The sequence below is a fragment of the Silicimonas lutimaris genome (assembly GCF_047314965.1).
Classification (GTDB): domain Bacteria; phylum Pseudomonadota; class Alphaproteobacteria; order Rhodobacterales; family Rhodobacteraceae; genus JAVJUV01.
Genome location: NZ_JBLBVK010000048.1, coordinates 47,726 through 72,638, shown reverse-complemented (window position 1 = coordinate 72,638; position 24,913 = coordinate 47,726). Strand labels below are relative to the sequence as shown.

The window sequence follows — 24,913 nt, the reverse complement described above, 5'->3', positions numbered from 1 at the left end:
TGCAGACGCTTTGCCGACAGAGGTTCAGGCTTGTTTTAAAGGGTTCAAGACAGCATTCCATTGCACGACGGATGCGCGGGCCACCCGTCGGACGAACCTTGTGGTCGAAATCCATTAACCTTTGTCAGAGAACACGTTTGAGGAAGGCGCGTGTCCGGTCCCGCATCGGCGCGCCGAACAGCTGCTCGGGCGGTCCTTCCTCCAGGATCACGCCCTCGTCCAGAAAACACACCTTGTCGGCCAGTTCTCGCGCAAAGCCCATCTCGTGGGTCGCCAGAACCATGGTCATTCCCTCTTCCCGAAGCTGGCGCAGCACATCCAGAACCTCGCCTACCAGTTCGGGGTCAAGTGCACTGGTGATCTCGTCGAACAGCATGATTTCTGGCTTCATCGCCAGCGCCCGAACGATCGCCACGCGTTGCTGCTGCCCGCCCGACAACTGGTCGGGATAATGTTCCATGCGGTCCTTCAGCCCAAATCTCTCGAAGAGTTCGGTGATCCCCGCCAACAGCGCCTCACGGGTCATGTTCCGCACTCTCCGAGGCGCCAGCATCGCGTTCTCCACGGCGGTCATATGCGGGAACAGGTTGTAGCTCTGGAAGACCATCCCGATCCTTTGGCGCACCGGTTGCGGATCCAGTCCCGGTATCGAGATGTCCTGCCCATCCAGCCAGATCTCCCCATCGTCAATGGGTTCCAGGAGGTTCAGACATCTCAGAAGCGTTGACTTGCCCGAACCCGATGCTCCGATCAGGCACACCATTTCGCCCTGGTCGACACTCAGGTCGATGCCCCGGCATACCTCGTTCGGGCCGAAACTCTTGCGGATACCCCTTGCCTCCAGCTTCGCCATCAGGATCGCTCCCGAAGCTGCCGGGCCAGAAGGTAATCGGCATACCGCGTCGCCGGGATCGTGATCGCCAGGAAAATAAGAGCCGCGCCGACATAGGGTGTGAAGTTCGCGAGCAGCGACTTGTAGACCCCTGCCTGCCGGAAGATCTCTACCGGCCCGATGAACGACAGAAGTGCCACGTCCTTCTGGAGGGCGATGAACAGGTTCATGTTCGCAGGAACGACGCGACGGATCGCCTGCGGCAGGATCACGAAGCGCATGATATCTGCATTCGACAACCCCAGAGACGCTGCCGCCGATCGCTGGCTTTGATGAATCGATTCGATCCCTGTCCGGAACACCTCGGCGACATAGGCCGCATAGGTAAGGACCAGCGCAACGGTGCCCCAGATATAGGGGGAGTTCCACGGTCTGGGCAGTCCAAGCCCCGGAATTCCGAAGCCGATCAGATAAATGACAAGGATCACCGGAACACCCCGGAACACATCCGTGTAAACGATCCCGAACAACCGCAAAGGATACAGCGCCGGCGACCGAACATCTCGTGCCAGGGCGACCAGAAGGCCCAATATAAAGATCAAAGGGGCCGACCACGCGAAGATCGCAACGTCCAGCAAAAACGCTTCAAGCAAACCCGGAAATGTCTTCGCAAAGACCTCGGCATTGAAGAAACTCTTCTTCACCGCCTCCCAGCCCGGCGCCAGCGGGATCAGAACGATCAGAGCCGCAAACACACCAAAAGTAGACAAGGCGGCAATCGTATTCGACCGCCGCCTGACCTTCGCTTCGTAGATTTGCCTGCGAGTGGCCAAGTCTTACTCGATGACCGGAACACCCGTGGTCTCGGACAACCACTCGGCCTCGATCGCGGCTAGCGTGCCATCGTCCTTCATCGACGTCAGCGCGGCATCTACGCATTCTTTCAAAGGGTTGCCTTCCTCCATCAAGAGGCCGAACTGGTCCGGATTTTGGCTGCGCTCAGCAGGGAACTGACCAAGGATCACCCCGTCGTCCAAGACAACTGCACCGAGATATAACGCCGTCGGGAGATCGAAAAGAGCGGCGTCGATCTGATTGGCCTTCATGGCTTCGACCACATCGGCGTTGTCTCCGTAGAGCAGTGGATCCTTTTCGGGTTGAATGAGATCCGCCAACATCGGTACCGCCGTCGTGTTCGCATCGGCACCCCAGATTAGGCTCTTTAGAGACGAGACAGACGCCGTCGCACCACTATCGACAACGGGTTGGCGGGTCAGGACAGCCATCGCCGCCGAGTAATAGGGAACCGAGAAGTCTACGACTTCCTCACGCTCCTCGGTGATCGAGTATTGCTGAAGATTGAAGTCAAAATCTTTTGCCCCCGGTTGGATCGCCTGATCGAAAGACGATCTCACCCACACAACCTGCTCGTCTCCGAAACCCATCCGCTCGGCGACCGCATACGCAACTGCTGCCTCGAAACCTTGTTTGGATTCCGGCGCATCATCGATCACCCACGGAAAATAGGCCGGATTACCCGTCGCAATCGTCAGCTTGCCGTCCTCAAGGGTTTTTCCTGCCGCGCAGTCATTCTGGGCCATCGCGCCCGTGGCAAAAACGGAAACCAGTATCGTCGTGCTCAGAAGTTTCATGATTCATGCTCCCTGAAGATGGCCGCATGCTTGGCCGAGCGCCAGAAATTGTCCAGTGCCAGAGAAGACTGCCCGGAAAATTTCCGCCAGATGGAAGGCGGTTATTCGCGGGCTCGAAGCACTTGCGCCGGCCGCGCAGCCAATGGTGCCCATGCAAAGACAAGACCGGCCAGAAGCGTCGCGAGAACTCCCCCCACTACAATCAGCAGGGCCGAAATGGGTTCGAAGATATAATCGGTATCCATTACAAATGTCATTACGCCCCAACCAGCCAATGCCCCAGCTAAAATGGCTACGATCCCTGCCGCAGCTCCCAGAAAGGCCGAACGCAAGGTGAAGCTGGCAAGGATTGTCGTCCGGGACGCGCCAAGTGTCTTCAGGATCGCGGCCTCGTATGTCCGTGCGTAGACACTCGCGGCTGCCGCCCCGATCAGGACCACACCACCGGTAACGAGTGTGACCAGAGCTCCATAAGTGATCGCCGCAGCAATGCCTGCCAAGACTTCAGAGACCCGTTCAATGGCGTCCTTTACCCGAATTGCGGTGATGTTGGGAAATGCGTTGGAGATATCGCGCAGAATAGCCGCTTCAGCATCTTCATCCGCATAGACCGTCGAAATGAAAGTGTGCGGCGCTCCGGAAAGAGCGTCCGGGTTCATCGACATGACAAAGCCGATGCCCGCGGTCGAGAAATCGACTTCCCTGAAGTTCACGATTTCTGCAGTGATGTCGCGGCCAAGAATATTCACCGTGATCTCATCGCCCAACTGCAAGCCCAACTCTTGAGCTTCATCAGTAGCGAACGAAACCTGGGGCGATCCAGAGTATCCCTCCGGCCACCATTTGCCATGGGTAATCTTTGTTCCCCCCGGCGGTTCGTCCGAATAGGTCACGCCGCGATCGCCACGCAGGACCCAATGGTCACCCGCCACTTCTTCGGCGGGCTTGCCGTTGATGCGCGTGATGATGCCGCGCAACATTGGCGCGCTTTCGATCTTTTCGACCGCCGGATCGTTCACGAGACGCTCTTGAAAGCGGTCCATCTGACTAGGCTGGATATCGACCATGAAGAAGGACGGAGCGACTTCAGGCAGATCACGTTCGATAGCACCGCGCAGGTTCGCATCGATTTGGCCTACCGCCGCCAGCACCGTCAGGCCCAAACCCAGCGAAAGCACTACCGAGCTTGCCTCTCCTCCGGGACCGGCAACAGAGCCGAGGGCAAGCCTCAACGCACTCCGGCCCCGAACCAACCGGGCCCGTGCCGCTCGTCGGGACAACCATCGCGCCGCATCGGCGGACAAGACCAGGATTGCAAAGGCACCAAGCAGGCCTCCGGCGGCACCAAGCGTCAGCGTCCATAGGCCGGACAAGTAGGCTGCGCAGCAAATAAGTGTCGCGACCAGAAGAATGGTCACTACCATCCAGAGCGTCCGGGGAAGCCGACGCTTCGATCCTCCTCCATCGCGGAACAGGGTTGCCGGACGCACCTCTTCGACTCGCGCCAAGGGCCATAGCGTGAAGATGAGCGCTGCCAATACGCCATAAAGTGCGGCCTCGATCAGGGGCCCGAAATGCAGCCGAAAAACAGCAGGCACTGGTAGTTGGCTTTCAAGCAAAGGCGCAAAGATCAGCGGAAGAACGGCGCCAAGGGCAAGACCCGCTGTCAGTCCAATGGCAGTCAGGGTTCCGATCTGAAGAAAATAGATTTGGAAGATCGTCTTGTTGTCGGCACCCAATGTCTTGAGGGTGGCGATGACATCCGTCTTTCGTTCGAGATAGGCTCGAACGGCCGCAGAGATTCCAACGCCGCCAACCGCAAGACCTGCCAGGCCTACGAGTACCAGGAACGAAGACAGGCGATCTACAAAACGCTCGACGCCGGGAGCCCCGTTTCGACGATCTCGCCAGCGGACGCCAGTAAAAGACGTCTCCACTTCGGCTTCCAGAGAGTCCAGATCGGCATCGATGGGCAATCGCAACTTGTACTCCGTCTCGTACAACGTTCCAGGCTGGATCAACCCGCTATCGGCGAGATCAGCCGTGCGGACGATCGTGCGAGGGCCAAGGCCAAAACCGCCTCCGGCGTCGTCGGGCTCATGCTCGAGCCTGGCAGAAAGAATGAACTCCTGCGTGCCCAAGCGAAATGACTCACCAACTTCCATACCCAGTCGGTCGACGAGGAGCGGCGCCATCACAGCGCCGGGAACACCCCCAGACCCTGCAAGCGCTTCGTGAAGCGGAATATTGGGCGAAAGCCGGACAGTCCCGACAAGGGGATAGGCGTCGTCAACCCCTTTGACCTGAGTCAGTCCGCGCTCAGCTGCCTCACCGACTCCGAAGACAGCCATTGACCGAAAGTCGACGACTTCGGCGACAGACGTCGCCTTGGTGCGCATCCATTCTAGTTCTTCAGGTTCCGCAAAACGGTAGGTTAGCTCAAGTTCGGCATCCCCCCCGAGGATGACCGCACCTTCGCGCTCCAGACCTTCGCGAATGGACTCGCGCACGCTACCGACAGCAGCGATGGCCGCGACGCCCAAGATCAGGCAGGCGAGGAATATCCGAAAGCCAATCAGGCCCCCGCGCAACTCACGGCGCGCAATTTTTCGGGCGACCGAGAAGCTCATTCAGCGGCCTCGGCCTGATTACGGTCGCCATCTACGATTCGGCCGTCCTCCAATTGAATGATTCGATCGCAGCGCCCAGCCAGTTGCGGCGAATGAGTCACCAAGACAAGGGTAGCACCGTGTCGCTCTTGCAAACCGAACAGAAGCTCCATAATCGCCTGACCCGTCGAGGCGTCGAGATTCCCAGTGGGTTCGTCGGCCAGCAGGATGTCCGGGCGTGGAGCCACCGCGCGAGCAAGTGCAACACGCTGTTGTTCGCCACCAGACATCTGGGACGGATAATGATCCAGTCGCTCTGCAAGACCGACAGCCTTGAGTTCCTCTTTGGCGCGCTCAAAGGCATCGATCTTGCCCGCCAATTCCAATGGGGTCGCCACGTTCTCAAGAGCGGTCATCGTCGGAATTAGGTGGAAGGATTGAAATACTACCCCCATATGTTCCCTGCGAAAGCGGGCAAGCGCGTCTTCGCCGAGCGTCGTCAGGTCGTGTCCCAGTGCTATCACCTGACCGCTGGTTGCACGTTCCAGCCCGCCCATCAGCATAAGGAGCGAAGACTTGCCCGACCCAGATGGTCCGATCAAACCAACGGACGAACCACGCGCGACATCCATTGAAATCCCTTTGAGGATGTCGACCCGACCCGCATTCCCTTCTAGGGAAAGTGTCGCGTCCTTTAGCGAGAGGATCGTTTCGGTCATGCTATCTCCGGTCTGGCCCCGTCGTCTCCCTACGCCATATGGGGTGATCCGCATCTTCTGCAACGTCGGATTTTCAGCAATCGCGAGCGCCGGACTTGCTTCGGCCGAACCTGTTGTTATCGCCGCGCTTGGTGACAGCCTCACCCAGGGTTATGGTCTGCCTGCCAGCCAAGGTTTCGTTCCTCAGCTTGAAGAGTGGCTCCTTTCCAAAGGTCTCGATGCCAGAATCATTAACGCAGGCGTCTCAGGCGACACCACAGCCGGTGGGCTGAGCCGCATCGAGTGGACACTGACACCCGAAGTCGATGGTGTGATCGTGGCGCTTGGCGGAAATGACCTGTTGCGTGGTATAGATCCAGCTGCGAGCCGATCAAATCTTGAAGGGATTCTTGAAATAACCGGATCCCGCGATTTGCCCGTTCTTTTGGTAGGCATGGATTCCCCTTCGAATTACGGGCCAGATTTTGAGGCTGCATTCGACGCGATGTATCCAGAGCTTGCGGCCAAGTATGGCACGCTTTTCTATCCAAACTTTCTTGCCGCTCTGATCAAAGCAGATGACAGACAATCAGCATTGGAAGAGTTTATGCAAGGAGACGGCATCCATCCGAATGCAAAAGGGATAGAGCTTGTCGTAGAAGATATCGGGCCGCAGGTCGCAGAATTGGTCAGACTTGCGAACGACTGACTTCAGGTCATGCCCGGCTCATCCAGAAGATGGCGGCCATCCCGATCTTCGATCTCAATTACCCAAAGGTCTGGATCGAATCCCCGCTGTTTGACGATGCTTTCGTCGACCAAGTGCTCATCGCCTTCCGCCAAAATAATCCACTGACGTTCGCCGGTAATCAGATCGAATGACCTTTGGAAACAAGCGGCGCGTCCGTCGAGTGTATTCAGTTTTATGAGCACTGCACCGGCAGTTGGGTCGCCCTTCTGAACAATAAATGCAGGGATCGTTGCCAGACGGCATCGGGTCAGATATGCGGCAACCCAGATTTCCGTTGTCAGCCTCGTCATGAATTCCCGTCGCTGAAATCCAGGCCCATCTCAGAGTACCTTTCGGCCTCGTCCAGCCAGTTTGGCCTAACTTTCACGGTCAGAAAGAGATGAACTTTTCTTTCCAGGAACCGGGAGATTTCTTCCCGTGCAAGCTGACCAATTGTCTTGATCGTCTCACCCTTCTTGCCAAGGATGATCCCCTTGTGCCCATCTCGCGCAACATAAACCACCTGATCGATCCGGACGGAACCGTCGTCTCTCTCTTCCCAATTCTCCGTTTCCACCGTCAACTGGTATGGTAGTTCCTGATGCAGGCGAAGCGTCAGTTTCTCGCGCGTCATTTCGGCAGCGATCATCCGCAAAGGCAGGTCGGCAATCTGGTCTTCCGGGTAAAGCCAAGGCCCCTCGGGCAGCTCATGCGCCAGCCATGCCTTCAGATCATCCACCCCATACCCCTTCTCGGCAGAGATCATGAACGTTTCGACAAAAGGGAACCGACTGTTCAGATCTTCGGCCAATCCCAAGAGTACTGGACGATCGACGCGGTCGATCTTGTTGATCGCGAGTGCTACCCGGTGGCCCTTGGCAACTTCCTCCAGCCGTTCGAGAATAACCTCGACGCCTGCCGTAATCCCGCGATGTGCCTCGACGAGAAGTACGATGATGTCGGCATCGGCTGCCCCGCCCCATGCAGCGGCAACCATCGCTCTGTCCAAACGTCGCCGTGGCCGAAACAGGCCAGGAGTGTCGACAAATACGATCTGGCTTTCGCCTTCGATGGCAACTCCGCGGATACGCGCCCTTGTCGTTTGCACTTTGTGGGTGACAATAGAAACCTTCGCACCAACCATTCGGTTGAGAAGAGTCGACTTACCGGCGTTTGGTTCTCCGATCAGAGCTACGAAACCGGCACGGGTTGTCATGGGGCAAACCTTATCTGGAATGCCGGGCGGATAGCGGATTTCCGGCCCGTTGACCAGCGCAAGAGAAGCTTTTGCATCGGATCGATTTCTGGCAAGGCTGTAGTTGGGGGACTTCACAAAATGTCGATGCGCTGGCTGATCCTTTTCGTTCTGTTCTTCGCGCGAACAAATATGGCTTTTCAGTACCAATCAGTGGCCGCCCTCTCGCCGTTCATTATGGAAAGCTATTCTGCAAATCTGGCGGATATTGGCCTGCTGATCGGATTGTATTTGGGCCCAGGCGTGGTTGTCGCCATACCCGGCGGAACATTGGCTGTCCGGTTCGGCGATCGACGGGTCGTGGGTTGGAGCCTTGCTGCAATGCTGGCCGGCGGCCTAATGATGGCTTTGGGCGAAAGCTGGTCCGTCCTCATGTCAGGACGGATCTTGGCCGGGATCGGTGGCGTCGTTGTGAATATCGTCATGACCAAAATGCTGGTCGATTGGTTTGCCGGGCGCGAAATCGGAACGGCAATGGGCATATTCATCAGCTCATGGCCAATCGGAATTGCCGCCGCTCTTTTGGTCCTTCCTCTCGCCACAGCGGCGGGCGGCCTGTACGTTGGCTGGCTTGTCGTTGTCTTCTCTGTTGCTGCATCTCTCACACTCTTTCTTTTGATTTATCGACCGGCACCTGGAACCGACGATGCCGTAGTGCCGGCAGCCTACGGAAAGTTCCCGGTTGTTCCGCTTTTTCTGGCAGCCGGAGTGTGGGCACTATTCAATTCCGCCTTGGCCATGGTTTTCGGATTTGGCCCTCTGCTTCTGACAGAACGCGGAATCCAAGCAACTGCTGCAAGTTCCGTCATTAGTCTATTCACGCTGATGGTCGGGATTGGCGTTCCTCTCGGTGGCATAATGTCGGACAAGTTCGGACGCGACCCGGTGATCCTATTCAGCCAGATTGGTAGCATCTTGTTTTTGCCCTTCCTTATCATTCTTCCAGACGCGATGCTCTCGCCGACCTATGCAATCTCTGGCCTGATAATGGGACTTGCCGCGGGTCCCATCATGACGATGCCGTCACAAGTTCTGCGGCCCGAAGCCCGGGCCTTCGGGATGGGAGTTTTCTTTGCCATTTACTACGCGGTCATGATGGTGGGCCCCGCACTCGGCGGTGCAGTGTCGGATTGGACCGGCAACGCAGGTACTGCGTTTATTCTTGGTGCGGCCATGCTTTGCGCCAGCGTCGTCGCGCATTGGGCGTTCATGCGCAGCGCATCGCGAGTTTCCTAGGCGCCCAGAGCGGACAGAAGCGATCGCGCCGCCATTTGTTCGGCAGCCCGTTTGGAATTGGCTTGTGCCTGTGCTGTTTCTCCGGACTCCAGCCGTACCTCGACGGTGAAGACCGGCGCATGGTCGGGGCCTTTGCGGTCCAGTTCACGATAATTTGGCGGGTTCTGCCCACGCGCCTGTGCCCATTCCTGAAGCGACGTTTTCGGATCTCGAGCATCGGTCTTCACCGTGTCGATCCTGTTTCCCCAAAGATGAACGACGATCTCTCGGGCCACGTCGAAACCGGCATCAAGATAAACCGCCGCAATTACAGCTTCCATGGCATCCCCGAGGAGAGCCTCCTTCCTGCGACCCCCGGACATCATTTCCGAGCGGCCAAGCTTCAGAACTGAGCCAAGGTCGATCTGTCGGGCGACATCAGCACAAGTTTCTTTCCGTACAAGCGCATTGAACCTTGGAGCTAGCTGACCTTCCGTCGCGTTGGGATCAGCCCGCAGCAAGGCTTCGGCCATTGCAAGACCCAGGACACGATCTCCGAGAAATTCCAGCCGTTGATTGTCGGGACGGGATTCGGAAGAAATTGAAGCGTGCGTTACCGCCCTTACCAACAATTCGGGTTGCGAGAAACTGTGGCCCAGTCGCTTGGAAAAGGCCGATAGTTCGCCGGAGAGACGCATCACTCGATCTTCTTGAAGAACCGATCAGGCCGCCATGTCCAGACAAAGAAGAGCGAGCGTCCTGCGGAGGAAAACATGACGCGGTCAGCGCGGCCGATGAGGTTCTCGAAAGGAACGAACCCAACTCCTCCGAACTCAGGCCTTTCTCGGCTGTCGGTGGAGTTATCTCTGTTGTCTCCCACGAAAAAGTACTGGTCCTCAGGCACCGAAAAGACGCCGGTGTTATCGAAGCGTCCGTCGTTGGCGTTCAGAACGGAATGCTGAACCCCGTTGGGGAGCGTCTCCACCGATTTTTCCTTGGTACACGCGCTGCCCAATGGCGGGATACCTTCGACGCAAACAGGACGAGAGCCAACCGGACCCTGCGGTTCATAGGCTTCGACATATGTACCGTCAGCCACCTGTGGTACAGGAGAGCCATTGATAAACAACTGGCCCGAGCGCATCTGCACGGTGTCACCCGGCAGTCCAACAACCCGCTTGATAAAATCCTGACCGTTAACCGGATGCCGAAAAACGACGACATCGCCTCTCTCAGGCTCCCGGCCAAAAATCCGACCATCAATAGGACAAAGGGAAAACGGACAGGAATAGCTCGAATAACCGTAGGCCATCTTGTTTACGAACAAGAAGTCACCGATGAGCAGAGTATCCTTCATGGAACCCGAAGGAATCCAGAAAGGCTGAAAGAAAAGTGTTCGGACGACGCCGGCGATAAGTAGGGCGTATACGATGGTCTTGACCGTTTCTACGATCCCTTCCACCACTGTGCCGGATTTTTCTGTCATGTCCGCTCCGCCTCAAACGCGCCGACGCTTTCTGCGGTCAGCATTCAAACAAGTCAAGCTAACCCGCGTGTCTTGTCGGGTCTTGCCCCACCCACGGCTTTTCCAATCGGCCGGGCTTCGATCACCACGAATGCCTGCGCCCAGGGATGATCATCCGTCAGCGTCACGTGGATGATCGCCTCATATCCATCCGGGGTCATTTCTGCCAGACGTTCAGCAGCCCAACCGGTTACGTGCATGACCGGTTGTCCACTGCGCAGGTTCGATACCGCCATGTCCTTCCACGCTATCCCCATGCGAAGACCCGTTCCCAGAGCTTTCGAGCATGCCTCTTTCGCCGCCCACCGTTTCGCGTAGGTACCAGCAGTATCCCGTCTCCGCTCAGCTTTTCGCTGCTCGATCTCAGTGAAGACACGATTTCGAAAACGGTCGCCGAACCGGTCCAGCGTGCGCTGTATCCGTTCGATGTTACAAAGATCTGTGCCAATTCCCAAGATCATGCGGGATCAATGCGTGAAAGACAGAGAAAATTCCAGAGCCGGAAGCGGCCGCTAACGAAATCCTCACGGTAAAGCTCTAGGAAAGCGGGCCTTCAAAGAGGCCTTGCAGTATGCGAACGCTTGTATTTCTTTTTCTGCTTTCCAGTTGCGGCGGATTGGCTTGGAATACCACGGTCGCGGATCATCCCCAGGTTCGTTACGCCATGCTATCCAGCCTTGAACCGGGAAAAACAACCGAGGCCGGCTTCAGGGCGCGCTGGGGAAACCCAACCCAGAAAATTCGCGAAGGTGCGCAAGTTGCATACGTGTATCGCAACATGACAAATCCTGAGGGCTACCTTTTTCCGCAGTTCGGCGACAGCACGGATTACGTTGTCGTCCTCTTCCAGTATGGCATCGCGACGGCGGGCTTTTCCTCGGACACTGAAGGTTGCCGGGCGACATTTTCACCTCGCCCACCTGGTGCCCAATACTCGAACCCGTCGACAGTGAAACCGGTAAATTGCGGTATTCCTCCGGGAGCCAATTTTGGAAGAGACAAAGGGCTTGTCGCCACATTGCGAGGGTTCCCTGGAAGGACTCGCGAAGTCGGCGAGAAAAGGCAATCGCTCCAACTACCGATGGGCGTGACCGAAGACGTCTATTCCGGGCATGGCACCGGAAATTACAAATGATTTCCGGCGTTCAAGATCACAGATCTGGACAAGGATCGGATGAAACGGGCACAACACCCCGACAACGGGGGAACCTGCCATGGTCGACATTGCGACGCGAGTCTGGAATCACAAGTGGAAGATCGATCCGATTGTGCGATCCCTGATCGACACTGATTTCTACAAACTTCTCATGTGCCAGTCGATCTTCAGAAATCGTCCGGAGACACGGGTAACGTTCAACCTGATCAACCGAACAGACTCGATCCGCCTCGCGGATCTGATCGACGAAGGCGAGTTGCGCGAGCAGTTGGACCATATTCGCTCGCTATCGCTCAACCGTGGCGAGTCCACTTGGCTTCGCGGCAATCTTTTCTACGGGAAGCGCCAGATGTTCCGCTTTGACTTCATGGAGTGGTTCGAAAATTTGCGTTTGCCGGACTATCATCTTGAAAAGCGAGACGGCCAGTTTCGGTTAGAGTTCGAAGGTGCTTGGCCCGAGGTGATGCTTTGGGAAATTCCAGCCTTGGCGGTTCTGATGGAACTGCGCTCTCGCGCGGTTCTGAAGGATCTCGGAAAGTTTGAACTGCAGGTTCTCTATGCGAGAGCCATGACACGTACCTGGGAGAAAATCGAACGTCTACGCAAGATCGACGGGCTGAAGCTGGCAGACTTCGGGACAAGAAGACGTCATTCTTTCCTTTGGCAGGACTGGTGCGTTCAGGCAATGACCGAGGGCTTGGGAAATGCGTTTGTCGGAACGTCAAATTGCCTAATCGCCAAGAACCGCGATCTGGAGGCAATTGGTACCAACGCTCACGAATTGCCGATGGTATATTCAGCACTTGCTTCTTCGGACGAAGAGTTGTCCCAGGCGCCATACAGGGTCCTTGCAGACTGGCAAGAAGAACATGAAGGCAATCTCAGGATCATCCTTCCGGACACATATGGCACCGAACAGTTCCTTAAGAACGCACCTGATTGGCTAGCAGGCTGGACAGGAATCCGAATTGACTCAGGTGACCCCGTTCGCGGTGCCGAAACAGCCATCCGCTGGTGGAAGGACCGTGGCGAAGACCCAAAGCAAAAGCTAATAATTTTTTCCGATGGGCTAGACGTCGAGAAAATCGAGGACCTTCATGCCCGCTTTTCGGATCGTGTCCGGGTTAGTTTCGGTTGGGGCACAATGCTAACGAATGACTTCCGTGGCCTGGTCCCGGACGATGGTCTAGCTCCTTTCAGCCTTGTCTGCAAAGCAGCGACTGCGAATGGACGGCCTACAGTCAAGTTGTCAGACAATCCCCGCAAAGCGATGGGGCCTGACAAGGAAATCGAGCGCTACAAGCGAGTCTTCGGGGTCGGCGATCAAGATGAAATGGAGGTCTTCGTCTAAGCCGCCGATTTGCCCACACGAACGCGGCCCCAGACCGGAAGATGATCTGACGCGACTTTGGTCTCACGGGTTTCGACAACGCCGGCATCAAGCAATTCACCTTGATCATCCAATGCAATGCGATCCAGAGCAGCGACCGGGCGTGCCGCATGAAAGCTCCGACCCGGAGAATGCACTTCGAAACCGACAAGGGGTTCCAAACCACCTGCATTCGACCATTCATTGAAATCACCAAGTACAATCGTCGGCATCGGCATCAACGCATCAAGATGAGAACGGATCGCAGCGAGTTGAGCACGTCGCGACGCTCGAAGAAGCCCAAGATGCACTCCGACAACACGAAAACTTCGATCGCGTCCGGAGATATCAAAGATCAAGGCTCCGCGTGGCTCGAACCCAGGGAGATGGAGGCTGTGCCGCTGCACCACTTCAAGGTCCGACTTCAATAGAAGCGCGTTGCCATGCCAACCAATACTGGACTCATGTCCGCCGGCATCGGCGATCTTGAGATCAGTTTCGTTGTCAATCAGATCAGGTGTCAAAGCGGCAGGTCGATGACCAAGGCGCTTATCCGCTTCCTGAAGAGCGACAACATCGGCCTCAAGCCCAGCAATAATTCGCGCCACGCGATGCGGATCTCGGCGTCGATCTAGGCCGACGCACTTCCGAATATTCCAAGTTGCAATATTGAACTCTGACATATGCAATACATGGCATCTTTTTGGCATTGTTCAATCGTTCGGGATACCCATATCAAAGCAATACGGTGGACATGGAACTCCCGACCTTCTTGGATAGTGCTGTCATAGGCTTGCTCCACGACGTTTGGAAGTGATTGATATGCCAGATCTGGTTCGACTTTATATCAGACAATGCCTTTCCGGAATGGCGCTGGGAATCCTGTTTTCCATGCTTCTCGTGGCACTGAACATTGCCAACCTCGGCCACCTTGTCGGCAAAGTCGAAGGTGGCTGGTTGGCGTTTTCTTTGCTTTGCCTATTCAACGGAATAGTCTTTGCTGGAGTTCAATTCGGCATTTCGATAATCCGGATGGACAGTCGCGACGGGGAGAACTCGTCCAATATGGAGTGACGGGACCACCACGACCGTAGGGGCAGCTTAATTCCCGAGGACCTGTTTTAACAGGTGGGCGCCAGGTAAACGGACCACGATCCGGACAGAGCCAGCTCCCTCGGAAGTATTTAAGGCCACCGGAATTTGTCCCCGGCACGGGAAGGGCAGAGCCCGTCACCGACGAGAGATAGGCTCCTGTAGTCGCGACGGCAAGAGCTAGTATGTCTTTTGACTTTCGCGACCAAAAGAGACATCCATAATGGTCGGATGCCGAGCTGCAGACCCTCCTAAAGCCTGAATGCGTCGGTTTGAAAGGTCTCGCATGCGACCTACTTTTCATGCGCTCTGATTGGGTTCGACACTGACAAAGACAGCCGGATTCTTCATTCACGAATTGTTGTCGACTAACCTGGTGTTCTTGCCAAATGTTTATGCTTTGTTCACAATCCTATACATGATGAATGCGAATTCTACTCCTAGACCTGGACAGCTTCTGGCGCGAGGTGTCTGCAGGCATCTTGCCGGTTACGACTTTGTAACCGTTGAGGAACTGGTTCCTACAGCGGGTCTTCGCGTCGATGTGATGGCTTTGGGGCCTAGAGGCGAAATCTGGATTGTCGAATGCAAGTCCGGGAAGGCCGATTTTCAATCAGACCAGAAGTGGGAAGGATATTTGGAATGGTGCGATCGGTACTTTTGGGCAGTGGACGACACGTTTCCTACCGAGTTGCTGCCCAGCAGCACGGGGCTGATATTTGCTGATTCCTATGGCGCCGAAATCGCTCGTATGGCGCCAGAGTCCAAGCTTGCGGCACCGCGTCGAAAAGTGATGATCCAGAAGTTTGCTCGTCATGCTGCAATCCGCTGGCATGCAGCAAGAGACCCAGGCCTCACTTTCGCTTGGGAGATTTAGATTTTCGGCCGCTCCCCATCGAACGTGCTCGTGCGGCAGCAGCACGAATTTCTTCGGCGATTTCCTCGGCTTCTTCCGGTTCAAAGTCCATGGGAATCTCAATACCGTCGCCCTCGACATAGATTCGCACCATTCCAAGAGTAGTTGGCCCAATCTGCAGATTGGCCGTGATCTCGCTCTCTTTATCGATTCCCATCAGATTGGTTCCTTCGCGATGATCAGCGGAGTTAGCCCGGCCCAATAGGCTTTGCAAGCGCCAGCGCTTGACGAAATACCAAAGTCTGGATTGACTGTGCCATGTTCTTCGATCCTGACAACTTGGCTTTTCGGAATCTTCAACCGGGGGATGCTGGCTGGCTAATCCAGCGACATGCCGAACTTTACGCTGAATGCGAAGGCTTCGATTCGACCTTCGAGGTCTTTGTCGCTCAGATCATGATCGACTACATGACCAACCACGACCCCGAAATCGAACGTTTCTGGATTGTCGAGTCGGGCGATCACAGGTTGGGATCGATCTGCTGTGCGAAATCGGATGAACCAGGAGTCGCAAAACTTCGGCTATTTCTGATTGAGCCAGCTGCCCGCGGATACGGGCTAGGCCGGCAGTTGATTGAGGATTGTTTGGTCTTCGCGACCGAATGCGGATACAGCACAATGCGTCTTTGGACTTTCGAATCACTTGTCGTTGCCTGCGCACTTTATGCGAAGCACGGTTTCGAATGTGTGTCTTCCAAACGAGCCAATTTCTTCGGTGCAGATCGTGTAGAGCAGGTGTGGGAGAGACCACTAGGCTGATCTGCCCTCTTGCATTCGCTGGTGACCGACGCTAGCTACACCCGCGTGCCGCCTTAGCTCAGTTGGTTAGAGCGCTGGATTGTGGATCCAGAGGTCCCCTGTTCAAGCCAGGGAGGCGGTACCATCAAGTCCAAATTCTGTTATACCCGCCAAATGAAGCTGGCCATAATTAGCGATATCCACGGTAATATCTCTGCTTTGAATGCAGTCCTGTCTGATATCGACAGACTGGGCATAGATAGAGTCGTGAATCTAGGCGACAGCTTGTCTGGGCCGTTCGATGCCGCTTCCACCGCCGATCGGCTGATCGAACTAGATTTCCTCACGGTGCGCGGGAACCATGACCGGATGCTCTTCGAGCGCCCTCGAAGTGAGATGGGATTATGGGAATCGTGGATTGTCGACGAACTTGCGCCCGAGCATTTGGCATGGGTCCAGTCCTTGCCGGCAGTGGCAAGACTGGGCGATATTTTTTTGTGCCACGCCACCCCTGACAGCGACGAAGAAAATTGGCTGGATCATCGTGGTCCGGACAATCGATTGATAGCCAGAGACCTTCCAGAAGTCGAATTGCGAGCCGCGGGTTTGGTGTATCCGGTCATGCTGTGCGGCCATACGCACACACCCAGAGTTGTGCGCCTCCCTGACGGGCGCCTCATCGTAAACCCCGGTTCGGTGGGTTGCCCCGCGTATCTCGACACTCGGGGAACAACACCGTTCGTACATCAAACGGGATCACCCGACGCACGGTACGCTATTCTGGAGCGGAATTACGACACTTGGAACGTGTCTCTATGTGCGGTTTCCTATGACACCTCGGCCATGGCTCAGCTGGCACTTGAGCGAGGGGCGGAAAGCTGGGCGCAAGCCGTAAAGACCGGTTGGTTTGCCTGAAGCCAAAAAAGTACTGCGTGTCCCCTGCTCTCTTTGCACTCGCACCGCTGAAGGCGCCCAATCAATCAGGAATACTTTCGATCTTGATGCGCTGACGCAGATTCCCTGTGATTCGGCTGTAGATCAAGATTTCCTCTTCCTCGGTAACTACAGCGAACCAGCCCTCACCGCGCGTGAAGGCCGTTGCCTTGGCTCCGCCCGGAAGAACGATCTCGTCCGGCAACTCGACGCGGTTCATTTCGGTGAAACGCATGACAAATAGCGAGACGATGGTTAGAAATCCGAGGATCATGGTCACCGTAAGTGCGGTTACCAGCCACTTCAGATACCTAAGGGTCTTTTCGCCACCGGCCGGAGCCGTTTCGTCATCCATGTCACGCATCATCCGAATAGAGATCGGCGCAGCACCGCCTTCCCGCCTTGATAAGGCTCTGGCGCGCGATGTGCCAGAGGAGGCACACCTGAGCCGGTCGCGACTTGGAAAACTATTGCTGGAGGGTGCAGTCGTATTTGACGGCAAAGTCGTAACTGACGGCAAAGCACGGGTTCAAGCGGGAGAAATCTACGAGGTCAGCATCGAGGATGCGGCTGAGGTAGAAACAGCGGCCGAGAACATTCATTTGAAGATCGTTTATGAAGATGACGATCTGGTCGTAGTCGACAAACCCGCGGGGATGGTCGTGCATCCAGCCCCGGGCTCTCCCAGCGGAACTCTAGTAAACGCCCTTTTGCATCACTTTGGCGGAGATTTGTCCGGCATTGGAGGAGAAAAGCGTCCTGGAATAGTGCATCGGATCGACAAGGATACCAGTGGCCTCCTTGTAGTTGCCAAATCAGATGCGGCGCATCATGGTCTGGCAGCTCAATTTGCTGACCATTCAATTGAACGAAAGTATCAGGCGGTTTGCTACGGCGTCCCTGATATGGGCGATCCACGCCTAAAGGGTGTACCGGGCGTCAGTTTTGAGCTGGGAGCGATCATCAAAATCTCCACGATGCTGGCAAGGCACAAAACCGATCGCCAACGGCAAGCCGTTTTGTTTCAAGGAGGCCGCCACGCTGTAACGCGCCTAAAGGTGGTCGAACCGTTCGGAACCCATGCAGCATTGCTTGAATGCTGGCTCGAAACCGGCCGCACGCATCAGATCCGCGTCCACGCAGCACATATCGGGCACTCCTTAATCGGGGATCCGGTCTATGGGGGACGTCGGGTAGCCCCAAAGGACGCAAAGGGCCGCGATGCCGTGAAGTCATTCCGGAGGCAAGCCCTTCACGCCGCTTCACTAGGCTTCCTTCACCCCGTTACAGGACAAAATCTGTACTTTGAAAGTCCACTGCCCGACGATATGGCCAACCTGGTTTCGGCGCTTCGAGGCGATTGATCTTTTTCGCACAAGAGCTGCGCGTTGTGCAATCCGATGTGCACGTTTACGTGAGCGAACAGGCTCGTTGCTGGAAGGATGAGCATGCTACGTTCATAAATCGTATATCTAAGTCGACTAGCGAAAATCACCTAGGCCCCTTGAACTAAACCGAGTCGTTCACCACATATGTTAAGCGTCACAACATTGGCGCGGACAGGGATACGAGAGAAATGGCGAATTATGCAAATCTTCCCGCCCCTTCGCCCGAAGGCGGCCTGAACCGGTACCTGCAGGAAATCCGGAAGTTCCCGATGTTGGAACCGGAAGAGGAGTACATGCTGGCAAAGCGTTGGGTCGAAGATCAGGATACCGAGGCAGCCCACAAAATGGTTACCTCCCACCTTAGATTGGCTGCAAAGATCGCTATGGGATATCGTGGCTATGGCCTGCCTCAGGCCGAGGTTATTTCCGAAGCAAACGTTGGTCTGATGCAGGCCGTTAAGCGCTTTGACCCAGAAAAAGGCTTCCGCCTGGCAACGTATGCCATGTGGTGGATCCGCGCATCGATCCAAGAGTACATCCTGAGATCTTGGAGCTTGGTTAAACTCGGCACAACCAGTGCTCAAAAGAAGCTTTTCTTCAATCTCCGGAAAGCCAAGGCGCGGATTGGCGCGCTTGAGGAAGGTGATTTGCGACCGGAGCATGTGGAGAAAATCGCGAGCGATCTGAATGTTTCGGAAGACGAGGTCATTTCGATGAACCGGCGTATGTCGGGTGGAGACGCCTCGTTGAACGCAACAATCTCTAGCGACGGTGAAGGCGCCGCGCAGTGGCAAGACTGGTTGGAAGACGAAGATGCCGATCAGGCAGGTGACTACGAGGAGCGCGATGAGTTGGAAATGCGCCGGGAACTAATGGCCGAGGCAATGTCGGTACTCAATGAACGCGAGCAGGATATACTGACGCAACGCCGGCTTATGGATAACCCGGTGACACTTGAGGATCTGTCAAGCCAGTATGACGTCAGTCGAGAGCGCATCCGTCAAATCGAGGTGCGGGCGTTTGAGAAGCTGCAGAGAAAGATGCAGGAACTCGCTCGTCAAAAAGGAATGCTCGAATCAGTTTGATCAAGAGCATGTCGGGTTTTAGCCAAGCAAAAAAAACGCGCCCAAGAGGGCGCGTTTTTTTTGTTTTTTCCAATCACTCAGCAGGAGTTCCTGCCTTGTACTTGATCGGCTTCCAAAGACGCTTGTTCGTCAGGTAGAGGAGGACCGACAGTACGATCAAGAAGAGAACAGAGACAAAGCCTGCCTCTTTCCTGGCATTGAGCTTGGGTTCGGCAGTCCACATCAAAAATGCAGCCACGTCTTGCGCCTGCTGCTCAACGGTCGCTGGCGTGCCATCCTCGTAGACAACATCATCACCATAGAGCGGCTGCGACATCGCAATGTAACCGCCAGGGAATATTTCGTTCTCATACAGAACGGCTCCGGCCTCTTCCTTTTCTTCACCTGTATAGGAGATGAGAAGGGAGGCGATGTATTCGGGACCACCCATGCCTTTCAGCAACTGGTTGATACCAAGGCCGTAGGGTCCATGGAAACCAGCACGCGCCTTAGCCATCAGGCTAAGGTCCGGAGCGTTCTCAAGTGAGGACCTGGGGAAGTGATCGGTCGGCGTGGCGGTACGGAAATCCTCCAGCTCGCTGTCGTACACTTCCCAGAACTGAGCGTAGGCACGAACCTGATCCTCTGGCAGGTGAGGTCCGCCCTCATCGCCAAGCGTCCGAATGGGAACGTACTGCAGACCATGACACGCCGAGCAAATCTCGGTGTAGACCTGAAGCCCTCGCTGAAGTTGCATCTGGTCATAGCTGCCGAACGGCCCCTCAAACGAGAAGTCGAAGTCAGTCACATGACCGCCCGCCTCACCGGCCGCCATAGCAGGACCAGATAGTATGCCAAGTGCAGCGATTGCGGAAAGCGTGATCTTACGGATCATTTCTGATGTTCCTTTCATTCCGCAGGTGTCGGGCTCGCCGAAGCCGAAGCGACGGCCTTGGCCTTGTGAGCATCGAAGTCAGCCTCAATGGTTTCAGGCTGTGGCAGTGGTTTCTCGATCACGCCAAGCAACGGCAGTATCACGAGGAAATACACGAACCAGTATGTCGAAGCGATCAACGAGAAGGTAGCGTAGGGTTCTTCAGCAGGCATGGCGCCAAGCCACATCAGCACGAAGAAATCGATGACCAGAAGCCAGAACCACCATTTGAACATTGGGCGATACCGACCGGAACGCACGGAAGACGTATCGAGCCACGGTGCAAGAGCCATGACCGCGATTGCGCCGAACATTGCGACAACGCCGAAGAACTTCGCGTCCACGATGCCCCCGGTCAACCAGTTGGCGATAATCACAACCCAGACGTCGCCCGTGAAAGCGCGTAGGATTGCGTAGAACGGCAGGAAGTACCATTCCGGGACGATATGTGCAGGCGTGGCGAGCGGGTTGGCTTCGATGTAGTTGTCAGGATGGCCGAGATAGTTGGGCATGAACCCAACAATCGCAAAGAAGACAGCCAGAATGACAGCCAGCGCAAAGATGTCCTTGATCACATAGTACGGCCAGAAAGGAACCGTATCCTTCTTCGCTTCTTCCTTTGAAGCGCGGCGCACCTCAACCCCGGTCGGGTTGTTGTTCCCGGTGGTGTGGAAGGCCCAAATGTGCACGGCCACGAGGCCTGCAATCACGAAGGGAAGTAGGTAATGGAGCGAGAAGAAGCGGTTCAACGTGGCATTATCCACAGCGGGCCCGCCCAGAAGCCAAGTCTGAATCGGTTCGCCAATGAACGGAATGGCGCCAAAAAGGCCCGTGATCACGGTTGCGCCCCAGAAGGACATTTGACCCCAAGGAAGGACGTAGCCCATGAAGGCGGTGCCCATCATCAGAACAAAGATCAGAATTCCGATGATCCAAGTCACCTCACGCGGTTCCTTGTAGGACCCGTAGTAGAGACCGCGGAATATGTGAGCATAAACAGCGATGAAGAACAGCGACGCGCCATTCATGTGAATATAACGGATCATATGTCCGCCATTCACATTGCGCATGATGTGCTCGATCGACGCAAACGCCAAATCGACATGCGGCGTGTAGTGCATAACAAGCACAATTCCAGTGACAATCTGCAGAACGAGGCAGAAGGTCAGAACGATACCCCAGATCCACATCCAGTTCAGGTTCTTGGGCGTGGGGATCATCAGGGTGTCGTACAGGAGCCCAACGATGGGCAAGCGGCGGTGAAGCCACTTCTCGCCCGAAGTTACCGGCTCGTAATGATCGTGAGGAATTCCGGCCATCTTTGTCTCCCTTATCCGAGGACGATGGTGTTTTCGTCGTCAAACCGCGCGGTCGGTACCGGCAGGTTCTCGGGCGCAGGGCCACGACGGATGCGTCCGGCCGTATCGTAATGCGAACCATGGCAGGGGCAGAACCAACCACCGAAATCGCCCGCGTCACCCAAAGGAACACAGCCAAGGTGCGTGCAAACGCCCATCATGACCAACCACTCTTCCTGTTCGTCCAGCGCACGGTTCTCATCAGAAGCATCCGCACCCTCGTCGATGTTCGCGTTCCGCGCAAATGGATCCGGAAGGGAGTCGACGTCAACGTCCCTTGCCTCGCTGATTTCCTCTTCGGTCCGGCGGCGAATGAAGACCGGCTTTCCCAGCCACTTCACCGTCAACTGCGTTCCTGGCTCAAGCCCGGAGATATCAACACGAATCGAGGACAAAGCCTGGACGTCGGCCGATGGGTTCATCTGATTGATCAAAGGCCATACAGCCGCCCCAGCGGCGACTGTCCCTGCGCCGGCGGTGGCATAATACAGGAAATCCCGCCGTGTGCCTTCGTGGTCTTCTGCGTGCGACACGAGTTTCTCCATTCATTCGGGGCGATTGCCCAATGCAGAACGCCGGACAGAGTCCGGCTGGCTGGAGCGGTAGATAACGCCGTCTTTCGGGACCGTCCAGCGGACAATCCGGCGCAGGGACGAGATAGATCGTCGCGGCTTGTACAAATGTTGGATTTCATCAGATAAGATCGAGAAGGCAAAACCCGCTCAAATGAGCTTTGCAACGTTCCAGTGGTCACGATCTTTTGCGTTTTGGGGTCGCAAGGACCTTTCGCAAGGTCGGCTGACGCAGGCAGCCCCACGCCAGCCATATATTATTTCTGGATAGATTCCAGATACATGGCCAGTGACAGAACACGGCCGCGCGTTTCAAGGACTGCGCCGTAGCTTCCCATCTGATCTTCAACCTCAGCTGTGAAGATATCGCCATAGGTTGGCATTGACCCCCCATGGGCACGTAGTCCAGTCCGACCGTCGATGACATGGACGACGCGAAGCATGGGGAACACGCCTGGCTCCGCTTGGTTATTTGCAGCCAGATGCGTCAGATCGGATGGCTTTTCCAGCATCAGTTCGGTAAGCGGCCCTTGGCCTGCACCGTCGCTACCGTGACAGGTTGCGCAGTACTGATTGAAGAGCTGCGCACCCACACTAGCTTCCTGCGCCTGCGTTGCGCCTGACACCAGGCACAGCCCAATAGAAACTGAAGCGAGTAGTGTCTTCATGGTTTTTCTCTCTCCCTTGGATCAATAGGAGAACGGTAACCGCAGATGAACATTCAGGTATTGATATGCATCAAGCTGAAGACTTGCTTTCGTCGCTATCGGTTGACCGACCCCAGCAGGTGGCCAGTACTAAATCCCTCGATGCTTGTCGCAACGATCGTGCCTTCCGGCTGATCGGATGAAAAGTGAACTTCGGCGAAAGTTTCTGTTCGTCCCATTCTGGGGTTTTCCACAAGAACCTGTGAAACCTTGCCGACTTGTTCCGAAAGAAAACGCATCGCAGCTGCTTCACCCGCCTCTCGAAGCCGAGTTGCACGCTCCTTGATGGTCGTGACGTCAGTCTGAGGCATCCGCGCTGCCGGGGTGCCTGTCCGAGGCGAATACGGAAATACATGCAGCCATGTCAATTTGCACTCATCGACGAGGCGAAGTGATTTCTCGAACATATCCTCTGTCTCGGTCGGAAATCCCGCGATGATGTCCGCCCCAAAAGTCATATCCGGACGAAGTACCCTGGCTTCCTCGCAGAATTTGATGGCATCTTCGCGCAAGTGACGACGCTTCATCCGTTTCAGAATCAGATTGTCGCCCGCCTGAAGGGACAGGTGCAGATGCGGCATAAGCCGCGGTTCGGTGGCGATGGCCTCCATCAGCGCGGCGTCAACTTCAATCGAATCAATCGAAGAGATTCGCAAACGAGGCAAATCAGGCACGAGCTTGAGAATGCGCCGCACAAGGTCTCCCAAGCGAGGTTGTCCTGGTAAATCTGCTCCCCACGAAGTCAGGTCAACCCCAGTCAAAACCACTTCGTTAAATCCTCGGGCAACCAGCCTCTTGATCTGTTCAACCACGACTCCAGCGGGTACCGAGCGCGAATTGCCCCGGCCATATGGAATAATGCAAAATGTGCACCGATGGTCGCATCCATTTTGCACCTGAACATAGGCTCTATGTCGGCCAAAACCGTCGATAAGGTGCTCGGCGGTTTCTGTGACACTCATGATGTCATCGACAAGCACCGATTCCGTCTGGCCGATTGCAATATTAGCCCAAGTTGCAGGCGTCATCTTTTCGGCATTGCCCAAGACGATATCGACTTCCTGCATTCGAGAAAAGCGCTCGGGTTCAGTCTGTGCAGCGCAACCGGTCACGATCACCTTCGCGGAAGGATTCTCGCGCCGAAGCCTGCGGATTTCCTTCTGGCTTTTCCTCACGGCTTCAGCGGTTACGGCACAGGTATTGACTATGACGGCGTCTCCAAGTCCGGCCGAATCCGCCATCTCCCGCATTGCCTCGGACTCATACGCATTGAGCCTGCATCCGAGTGTCGCAAACTTCGGCGTCTTACGGTCCATTACCCGATCCAGACCCCGTCAAACACGTGTGCGGTCGGCCCAGTCATCCAGACACCATCGTCGCGCCACTCGATTGCGATTATTCCACCATCAAGTTCGATGGTAACATTCGGCCCAGTTAATCCACGGCGACAGGCGGCCACCGCAACCGCGCAAGAAGACGAGCCGGATGCCAGCGTTATTCCGGCTCCACGCTCCCACACACGCATCCGAAGGCAGTCCGGACCAGTAGGATGAGCGAATTGAACATTGGTGCGCTCCGGAAACAACGGATGGTGTTCCATTTGCGCGCCACGAACAGCGAGATCTATCGACTCAGCATCCTCCACAAAGAACGTGCAATGCGGATTGCCCATGCCTGTAGCGACCGGATCTCCCTCGATCGGCAAGTGTAAAGTGTCCACCTCATAGGAAAGCGGGATATCCTGCCAGCCCAGAATAGGTGCTCCCATATTGACGCGCGTCAGACCGTTACCCGCGTCCTCACAAGAAAGCAGTCCGCGCTGGGTCTTAAGAACCACGCTGTCACGTCCGCTCTCGTTCATTAGGTGGCGCGCGATACAGCGCGTGGCGTTGCCGCAAGCAGCCGAAGCGGATCCGTCGGCATTAAAAAATATCACCTCGGCGTCCGATTCGTCGGAAGCGCGAATGACCGCGAGTTGATCGAAGCCAACACCTCTATGTCTGTCAGCAATAGATTTTGCCAGCGCAGGTGTCACATCCGGCCCGCCGGACCGGCGGTCGAAAACGACAAAGTCGTTTCCCAACCCATGCATTTTCATGAAGGGTAGGCGGCTATTGGTGTCATCAATCATTCGCGGGCATATAAACCCACGTCGTCGATGATGGAAGGT

The 24,913-nt window shown here is 55.8% G+C and carries 29 protein-coding genes and 1 tRNA gene; 11 read left to right on the top strand and 19 right to left on the bottom strand.

Going from position 1 to position 24,913, the window contains the following annotated elements; translation table 11 throughout:
- Nucleotides 1–124: 124 nt before the first annotated feature.
- The 5 genes from ACKLNI_RS10540 to ACKLNI_RS10520 form a co-directional block, all read right to left on the bottom strand.
- A complete protein-coding gene (locus ACKLNI_RS10540) occupies nucleotides 125–853 on the bottom strand; it encodes an amino acid ABC transporter ATP-binding protein (protein ID WP_413719026.1) in 729 nt (242 codons plus the stop codon).
- Entirely contained in the window at nucleotides 853–1,665 is an 813-nt protein-coding gene (locus ACKLNI_RS10535; RefSeq protein WP_413719025.1) for an amino acid ABC transporter permease, read from the bottom strand. The genes ACKLNI_RS10540 and ACKLNI_RS10535 overlap by 1 nt, the downstream gene beginning before the upstream one ends.
- Before the next feature lie 3 nt (nucleotides 1,666–1,668).
- Nucleotides 1,669–2,487 carry an ABC transporter substrate-binding protein gene (locus ACKLNI_RS10530; protein ID WP_413719112.1) on the bottom strand — a complete coding sequence of 273 codons (819 nt, stop codon included), beginning with the start codon at nucleotides 2,485–2,487 and terminating at the stop codon, nucleotides 1,669–1,671.
- Nucleotides 2,488–2,585: 98 nt separating this feature from the next.
- A complete protein-coding gene (locus tag ACKLNI_RS10525; protein WP_413719024.1) occupies nucleotides 2,586–5,114 on the bottom strand; it encodes an ABC transporter permease in 2,529 nt (842 codons plus the stop codon).
- A complete protein-coding gene (locus ACKLNI_RS10520) occupies nucleotides 5,111–5,812 on the bottom strand; it encodes an ABC transporter ATP-binding protein (protein WP_413719023.1) in 702 nt (233 codons plus the stop codon). The genes ACKLNI_RS10525 and ACKLNI_RS10520 overlap by 4 nt, the downstream gene beginning before the upstream one ends.
- Here ACKLNI_RS10520 and ACKLNI_RS10515 point away from each other — a divergent pair.
- Nucleotides 5,811–6,500, top strand: a complete 690-nt coding sequence (locus tag ACKLNI_RS10515) for an arylesterase (protein ID WP_413719022.1) — start codon at nucleotides 5,811–5,813, stop codon at nucleotides 6,498–6,500. The two genes, ACKLNI_RS10520 and ACKLNI_RS10515, sit on opposite strands and share 2 nt — an antisense overlap.
- A gap of 2 nt (nucleotides 6,501–6,502) precedes the next feature.
- Here ACKLNI_RS10515 and ACKLNI_RS10510 read toward each other — a convergent pair whose 3' ends face one another.
- Entirely contained in the window at nucleotides 6,503–6,832 is a 330-nt protein-coding gene (locus tag ACKLNI_RS10510; RefSeq protein WP_413719021.1) for a DUF1491 family protein, read from the bottom strand.
- On the bottom strand, nucleotides 6,829–7,737 hold the full coding sequence (gene era / locus ACKLNI_RS10505; RefSeq protein WP_413719020.1) for a GTPase Era: 909 nt from the start codon (nucleotides 7,735–7,737) through the stop codon (nucleotides 6,829–6,831). Before era ends, ACKLNI_RS10510 begins: the two co-directional genes overlap by 4 nt.
- A 120-nt stretch (nucleotides 7,738–7,857) precedes the next feature.
- Here era and ACKLNI_RS10500 point away from each other — a divergent pair, with 120 nt between their 5' ends.
- Nucleotides 7,858–9,012: an MFS transporter gene (locus ACKLNI_RS10500; protein ID WP_413719019.1), complete on the top strand. Its 1,155-nt coding sequence runs from the start codon at nucleotides 7,858–7,860 to the stop codon at nucleotides 9,010–9,012.
- Here the strand turns inward: ACKLNI_RS10500 and rnc are convergent.
- Genes rnc through acpS form a run of 3 tightly spaced genes read right to left on the bottom strand, consistent with a single transcriptional unit; the run spans nucleotide 9,009 to nucleotide 10,977 of the window.
- Nucleotides 9,009–9,689, bottom strand: a complete 681-nt coding sequence (gene rnc / locus ACKLNI_RS10495; RefSeq protein WP_413719018.1) for a ribonuclease III — start codon at nucleotides 9,687–9,689, stop codon at nucleotides 9,009–9,011. The two genes, ACKLNI_RS10500 and rnc, sit on opposite strands and share 4 nt — an antisense overlap.
- Nucleotides 9,689–10,477, bottom strand: a complete 789-nt coding sequence (gene lepB / locus ACKLNI_RS10490) for a signal peptidase I (RefSeq protein WP_413719017.1) — start codon at nucleotides 10,475–10,477, stop codon at nucleotides 9,689–9,691. Before lepB ends, rnc begins: the two co-directional genes overlap by 1 nt.
- A gap of 53 nt (nucleotides 10,478–10,530) precedes the next feature.
- Nucleotides 10,531–10,977 (bottom strand): holo-ACP synthase, encoded by a 447-nt coding sequence (gene acpS / locus ACKLNI_RS10485; protein ID WP_413719016.1) that lies wholly within the window; start codon nucleotides 10,975–10,977, stop codon nucleotides 10,531–10,533.
- A gap of 110 nt (nucleotides 10,978–11,087) precedes the next feature.
- Here acpS and ACKLNI_RS10480 point away from each other — a divergent pair, with 110 nt between their 5' ends.
- Both ACKLNI_RS10480 and pncB read left to right on the top strand, forming a co-directional pair.
- Nucleotides 11,088–11,651: a hypothetical protein gene (locus ACKLNI_RS10480; RefSeq protein WP_413719015.1), complete on the top strand. Its 564-nt coding sequence runs from the start codon at nucleotides 11,088–11,090 to the stop codon at nucleotides 11,649–11,651.
- A 79-nt stretch (nucleotides 11,652–11,730) separates the two neighbouring features.
- The gene (pncB, locus tag ACKLNI_RS10475; protein ID WP_413719014.1) at nucleotides 11,731–13,023 is read left to right on the top strand and encodes a nicotinate phosphoribosyltransferase; all 1,293 of its coding nucleotides are present in this window, start codon (nucleotides 11,731–11,733) and stop codon (nucleotides 13,021–13,023) included.
- Here the strand turns inward: pncB and ACKLNI_RS10470 are convergent.
- On the bottom strand, nucleotides 13,020–13,724 hold the full coding sequence (locus ACKLNI_RS10470) for an endonuclease/exonuclease/phosphatase family protein (protein ID WP_413719013.1): 705 nt from the start codon (nucleotides 13,722–13,724) through the stop codon (nucleotides 13,020–13,022). The two genes, pncB and ACKLNI_RS10470, sit on opposite strands and share 4 nt — an antisense overlap.
- A 124-nt stretch (nucleotides 13,725–13,848) precedes the next feature.
- On the opposite strand from ACKLNI_RS10470, the gene ACKLNI_RS10465 reads away from it, so the two are divergent.
- Complete coding sequence (locus ACKLNI_RS10465) at nucleotides 13,849–14,115, top strand: hypothetical protein (protein WP_413719012.1); 267 nt, start codon at nucleotides 13,849–13,851, stop codon at nucleotides 14,113–14,115.
- A 439-nt stretch (nucleotides 14,116–14,554) separates the two neighbouring features.
- Nucleotides 14,555–15,010, top strand: coding sequence for an MmcB family DNA repair protein (locus ACKLNI_RS10460; protein ID WP_413719111.1), 456 nt, complete (start codon nucleotides 14,555–14,557; stop codon nucleotides 15,008–15,010).
- Here the strand turns inward: ACKLNI_RS10460 and ACKLNI_RS10455 are convergent.
- Complete coding sequence (locus ACKLNI_RS10455; protein ID WP_413719011.1) at nucleotides 14,988–15,206, bottom strand: DUF6324 family protein; 219 nt, start codon at nucleotides 15,204–15,206, stop codon at nucleotides 14,988–14,990. The genes ACKLNI_RS10460 and ACKLNI_RS10455 overlap by 23 nt on opposite strands.
- Nucleotides 15,207–15,307: 101 nt before the next feature.
- On the opposite strand from ACKLNI_RS10455, the gene ACKLNI_RS10450 reads away from it, so the two are divergent.
- The 3 genes from ACKLNI_RS10450 (at nucleotide 15,308) to ACKLNI_RS10440 (ending at nucleotide 16,702) form a co-directional block, all read left to right on the top strand.
- Complete coding sequence (locus ACKLNI_RS10450) at nucleotides 15,308–15,808, top strand: GNAT family N-acetyltransferase (RefSeq protein ID WP_413719010.1); 501 nt, start codon at nucleotides 15,308–15,310, stop codon at nucleotides 15,806–15,808.
- Nucleotides 15,809–15,855: 47 nt separating this feature from the next.
- Nucleotides 15,856–15,932 (top strand) — tRNA-His (locus tag ACKLNI_RS10445).
- Nucleotides 15,933–15,961: 29 nt separating this feature from the next.
- Nucleotides 15,962–16,702, top strand: a complete 741-nt coding sequence (locus ACKLNI_RS10440; RefSeq protein ID WP_413719009.1) for a metallophosphoesterase family protein — start codon at nucleotides 15,962–15,964, stop codon at nucleotides 16,700–16,702.
- 61 nt (nucleotides 16,703–16,763) lie between these two features.
- Here the strand turns inward: ACKLNI_RS10440 and ACKLNI_RS10435 are convergent, their stop codons facing one another.
- Entirely contained in the window at nucleotides 16,764–17,075 is a 312-nt protein-coding gene (locus ACKLNI_RS10435; protein ID WP_413719008.1) for a DUF6476 family protein, read from the bottom strand.
- Between ACKLNI_RS10435 and ACKLNI_RS10430 the strand changes: the two genes are divergently transcribed.
- On the top strand, nucleotides 17,074–18,084 hold the full coding sequence (locus ACKLNI_RS10430; RefSeq protein ID WP_413719007.1) for an RluA family pseudouridine synthase: 1,011 nt from the start codon (nucleotides 17,074–17,076) through the stop codon (nucleotides 18,082–18,084). The two genes, ACKLNI_RS10435 and ACKLNI_RS10430, sit on opposite strands and share 2 nt — an antisense overlap.
- Before the next feature lie 212 nt (nucleotides 18,085–18,296).
- Nucleotides 18,297–19,193, top strand: a complete 897-nt coding sequence (gene rpoH / locus ACKLNI_RS10425) for an RNA polymerase sigma factor RpoH (RefSeq protein ID WP_413719006.1) — start codon at nucleotides 18,297–18,299, stop codon at nucleotides 19,191–19,193.
- A 73-nt stretch (nucleotides 19,194–19,266) separates the two neighbouring features.
- Here rpoH and ACKLNI_RS10420 read toward each other — a convergent pair whose 3' ends face one another.
- The 6 genes from ACKLNI_RS10420 to dapF all read right to left on the bottom strand — a co-directional run bounded on the left by ACKLNI_RS10420 (nucleotide 19,267) and on the right by dapF (nucleotide 24,874).
- A complete protein-coding gene (locus ACKLNI_RS10420; protein WP_413719005.1) occupies nucleotides 19,267–20,067 on the bottom strand; it encodes a cytochrome c1 in 801 nt (266 codons plus the stop codon).
- Nucleotides 20,068–20,081: 14 nt separating this feature from the next.
- A complete protein-coding gene (gene petB / locus ACKLNI_RS10415) occupies nucleotides 20,082–21,425 on the bottom strand; it encodes a cytochrome b (RefSeq protein WP_413719004.1) in 1,344 nt (447 codons plus the stop codon).
- A gap of 11 nt (nucleotides 21,426–21,436) precedes the next feature.
- A complete protein-coding gene (petA, locus tag ACKLNI_RS10410; RefSeq protein WP_413719003.1) occupies nucleotides 21,437–21,997 on the bottom strand; it encodes a ubiquinol-cytochrome c reductase iron-sulfur subunit in 561 nt (186 codons plus the stop codon).
- Between the two features lie 296 nt (nucleotides 21,998–22,293).
- On the bottom strand, nucleotides 22,294–22,704 hold the full coding sequence (locus ACKLNI_RS10405) for a c-type cytochrome (protein ID WP_413719002.1): 411 nt from the start codon (nucleotides 22,702–22,704) through the stop codon (nucleotides 22,294–22,296).
- Nucleotides 22,705–22,799: 95 nt separating this feature from the next.
- Complete coding sequence (mtaB, locus tag ACKLNI_RS10400; protein ID WP_413719001.1) at nucleotides 22,800–24,059, bottom strand: tRNA (N(6)-L-threonylcarbamoyladenosine(37)-C(2))-methylthiotransferase MtaB; 1,260 nt, start codon at nucleotides 24,057–24,059, stop codon at nucleotides 22,800–22,802.
- Nucleotides 24,059–24,874 carry a diaminopimelate epimerase gene (dapF, locus tag ACKLNI_RS10395; RefSeq protein WP_413719000.1) on the bottom strand — a complete coding sequence of 272 codons (816 nt, stop codon included), beginning with the start codon at nucleotides 24,872–24,874 and terminating at the stop codon, nucleotides 24,059–24,061. Before dapF ends, mtaB begins: the two co-directional genes overlap by 1 nt.
- Between the last annotated feature and the right edge of the window lie 39 nt (nucleotides 24,875–24,913).

Excerpts from the sequence above, each read along its gene's own strand:
- ACKLNI_RS10540 (WP_413719026.1), bottom strand. The coding sequence starts at position 853 with ATGGCGAAGCTGGAGGCAAGGGGTATCCGCAAGAGTTTCGGCCCGAAC.
- ACKLNI_RS10525 (WP_413719024.1), bottom strand. The coding sequence starts at position 5,114 with ATGAGCTTCTCGGTCGCCCGAAAAATTGCGCGCCGTGAGTTGCGCGGG.
- ACKLNI_RS10515 (WP_413719022.1), top strand. The coding sequence starts at position 5,811 with ATGCTATCTCCGGTCTGGCCCCGTCGTCTCCCTACGCCATATGGGGTG.
- ACKLNI_RS10520 (WP_413719023.1), bottom strand. The coding sequence starts at position 5,812 with ATGACCGAAACGATCCTCTCGCTAAAGGACGCGACACTTTCCCTAGAA.
- ACKLNI_RS10510 (WP_413719021.1), bottom strand. The coding sequence starts at position 6,832 with ATGACGAGGCTGACAACGGAAATCTGGGTTGCCGCATATCTGACCCGA.
- era (WP_413719020.1), bottom strand. The coding sequence starts at position 7,737 with ATGACAACCCGTGCCGGTTTCGTAGCTCTGATCGGAGAACCAAACGCC.
- ACKLNI_RS10500 (WP_413719019.1), top strand. The coding sequence starts at position 7,858 with ATGTCGATGCGCTGGCTGATCCTTTTCGTTCTGTTCTTCGCGCGAACA.
- rnc (WP_413719018.1), bottom strand. The coding sequence starts at position 9,689 with ATGCGTCTCTCCGGCGAACTATCGGCCTTTTCCAAGCGACTGGGCCAC.
- lepB (WP_413719017.1), bottom strand. The coding sequence starts at position 10,477 with ATGACAGAAAAATCCGGCACAGTGGTGGAAGGGATCGTAGAAACGGTC.
- acpS (WP_413719016.1), bottom strand. The coding sequence starts at position 10,977 with ATGATCTTGGGAATTGGCACAGATCTTTGTAACATCGAACGGATACAG.
- ACKLNI_RS10480 (WP_413719015.1), top strand. The coding sequence starts at position 11,088 with ATGCGAACGCTTGTATTTCTTTTTCTGCTTTCCAGTTGCGGCGGATTG.
- pncB (WP_413719014.1), top strand. The coding sequence starts at position 11,731 with ATGGTCGACATTGCGACGCGAGTCTGGAATCACAAGTGGAAGATCGAT.
- ACKLNI_RS10470 (WP_413719013.1), bottom strand. The coding sequence starts at position 13,724 with ATGTCAGAGTTCAATATTGCAACTTGGAATATTCGGAAGTGCGTCGGC.
- ACKLNI_RS10460 (WP_413719111.1), top strand. The coding sequence starts at position 14,555 with ATGAATGCGAATTCTACTCCTAGACCTGGACAGCTTCTGGCGCGAGGT.
- ACKLNI_RS10455 (WP_413719011.1), bottom strand. The coding sequence starts at position 15,206 with ATGGGAATCGATAAAGAGAGCGAGATCACGGCCAATCTGCAGATTGGG.
- ACKLNI_RS10450 (WP_413719010.1), top strand. The coding sequence starts at position 15,308 with ATGTTCTTCGATCCTGACAACTTGGCTTTTCGGAATCTTCAACCGGGG.
- ACKLNI_RS10440 (WP_413719009.1), top strand. The coding sequence starts at position 15,962 with ATGAAGCTGGCCATAATTAGCGATATCCACGGTAATATCTCTGCTTTG.
- ACKLNI_RS10430 (WP_413719007.1), top strand. The coding sequence starts at position 17,074 with ATGTCACGCATCATCCGAATAGAGATCGGCGCAGCACCGCCTTCCCGC.
- ACKLNI_RS10435 (WP_413719008.1), bottom strand. The coding sequence starts at position 17,075 with ATGGATGACGAAACGGCTCCGGCCGGTGGCGAAAAGACCCTTAGGTAT.
- rpoH (WP_413719006.1), top strand. The coding sequence starts at position 18,297 with ATGGCGAATTATGCAAATCTTCCCGCCCCTTCGCCCGAAGGCGGCCTG.
- ACKLNI_RS10420 (WP_413719005.1), bottom strand. The coding sequence starts at position 20,067 with ATGATCCGTAAGATCACGCTTTCCGCAATCGCTGCACTTGGCATACTA.
- petB (WP_413719004.1), bottom strand. The coding sequence starts at position 21,425 with ATGGCCGGAATTCCTCACGATCATTACGAGCCGGTAACTTCGGGCGAG.
- ACKLNI_RS10405 (WP_413719002.1), bottom strand. The coding sequence starts at position 22,704 with ATGAAGACACTACTCGCTTCAGTTTCTATTGGGCTGTGCCTGGTGTCA.
- mtaB (WP_413719001.1), bottom strand. The coding sequence starts at position 24,059 with ATGGACCGTAAGACGCCGAAGTTTGCGACACTCGGATGCAGGCTCAAT.
- dapF (WP_413719000.1), bottom strand. The coding sequence starts at position 24,874 with ATGATTGATGACACCAATAGCCGCCTACCCTTCATGAAAATGCATGGG.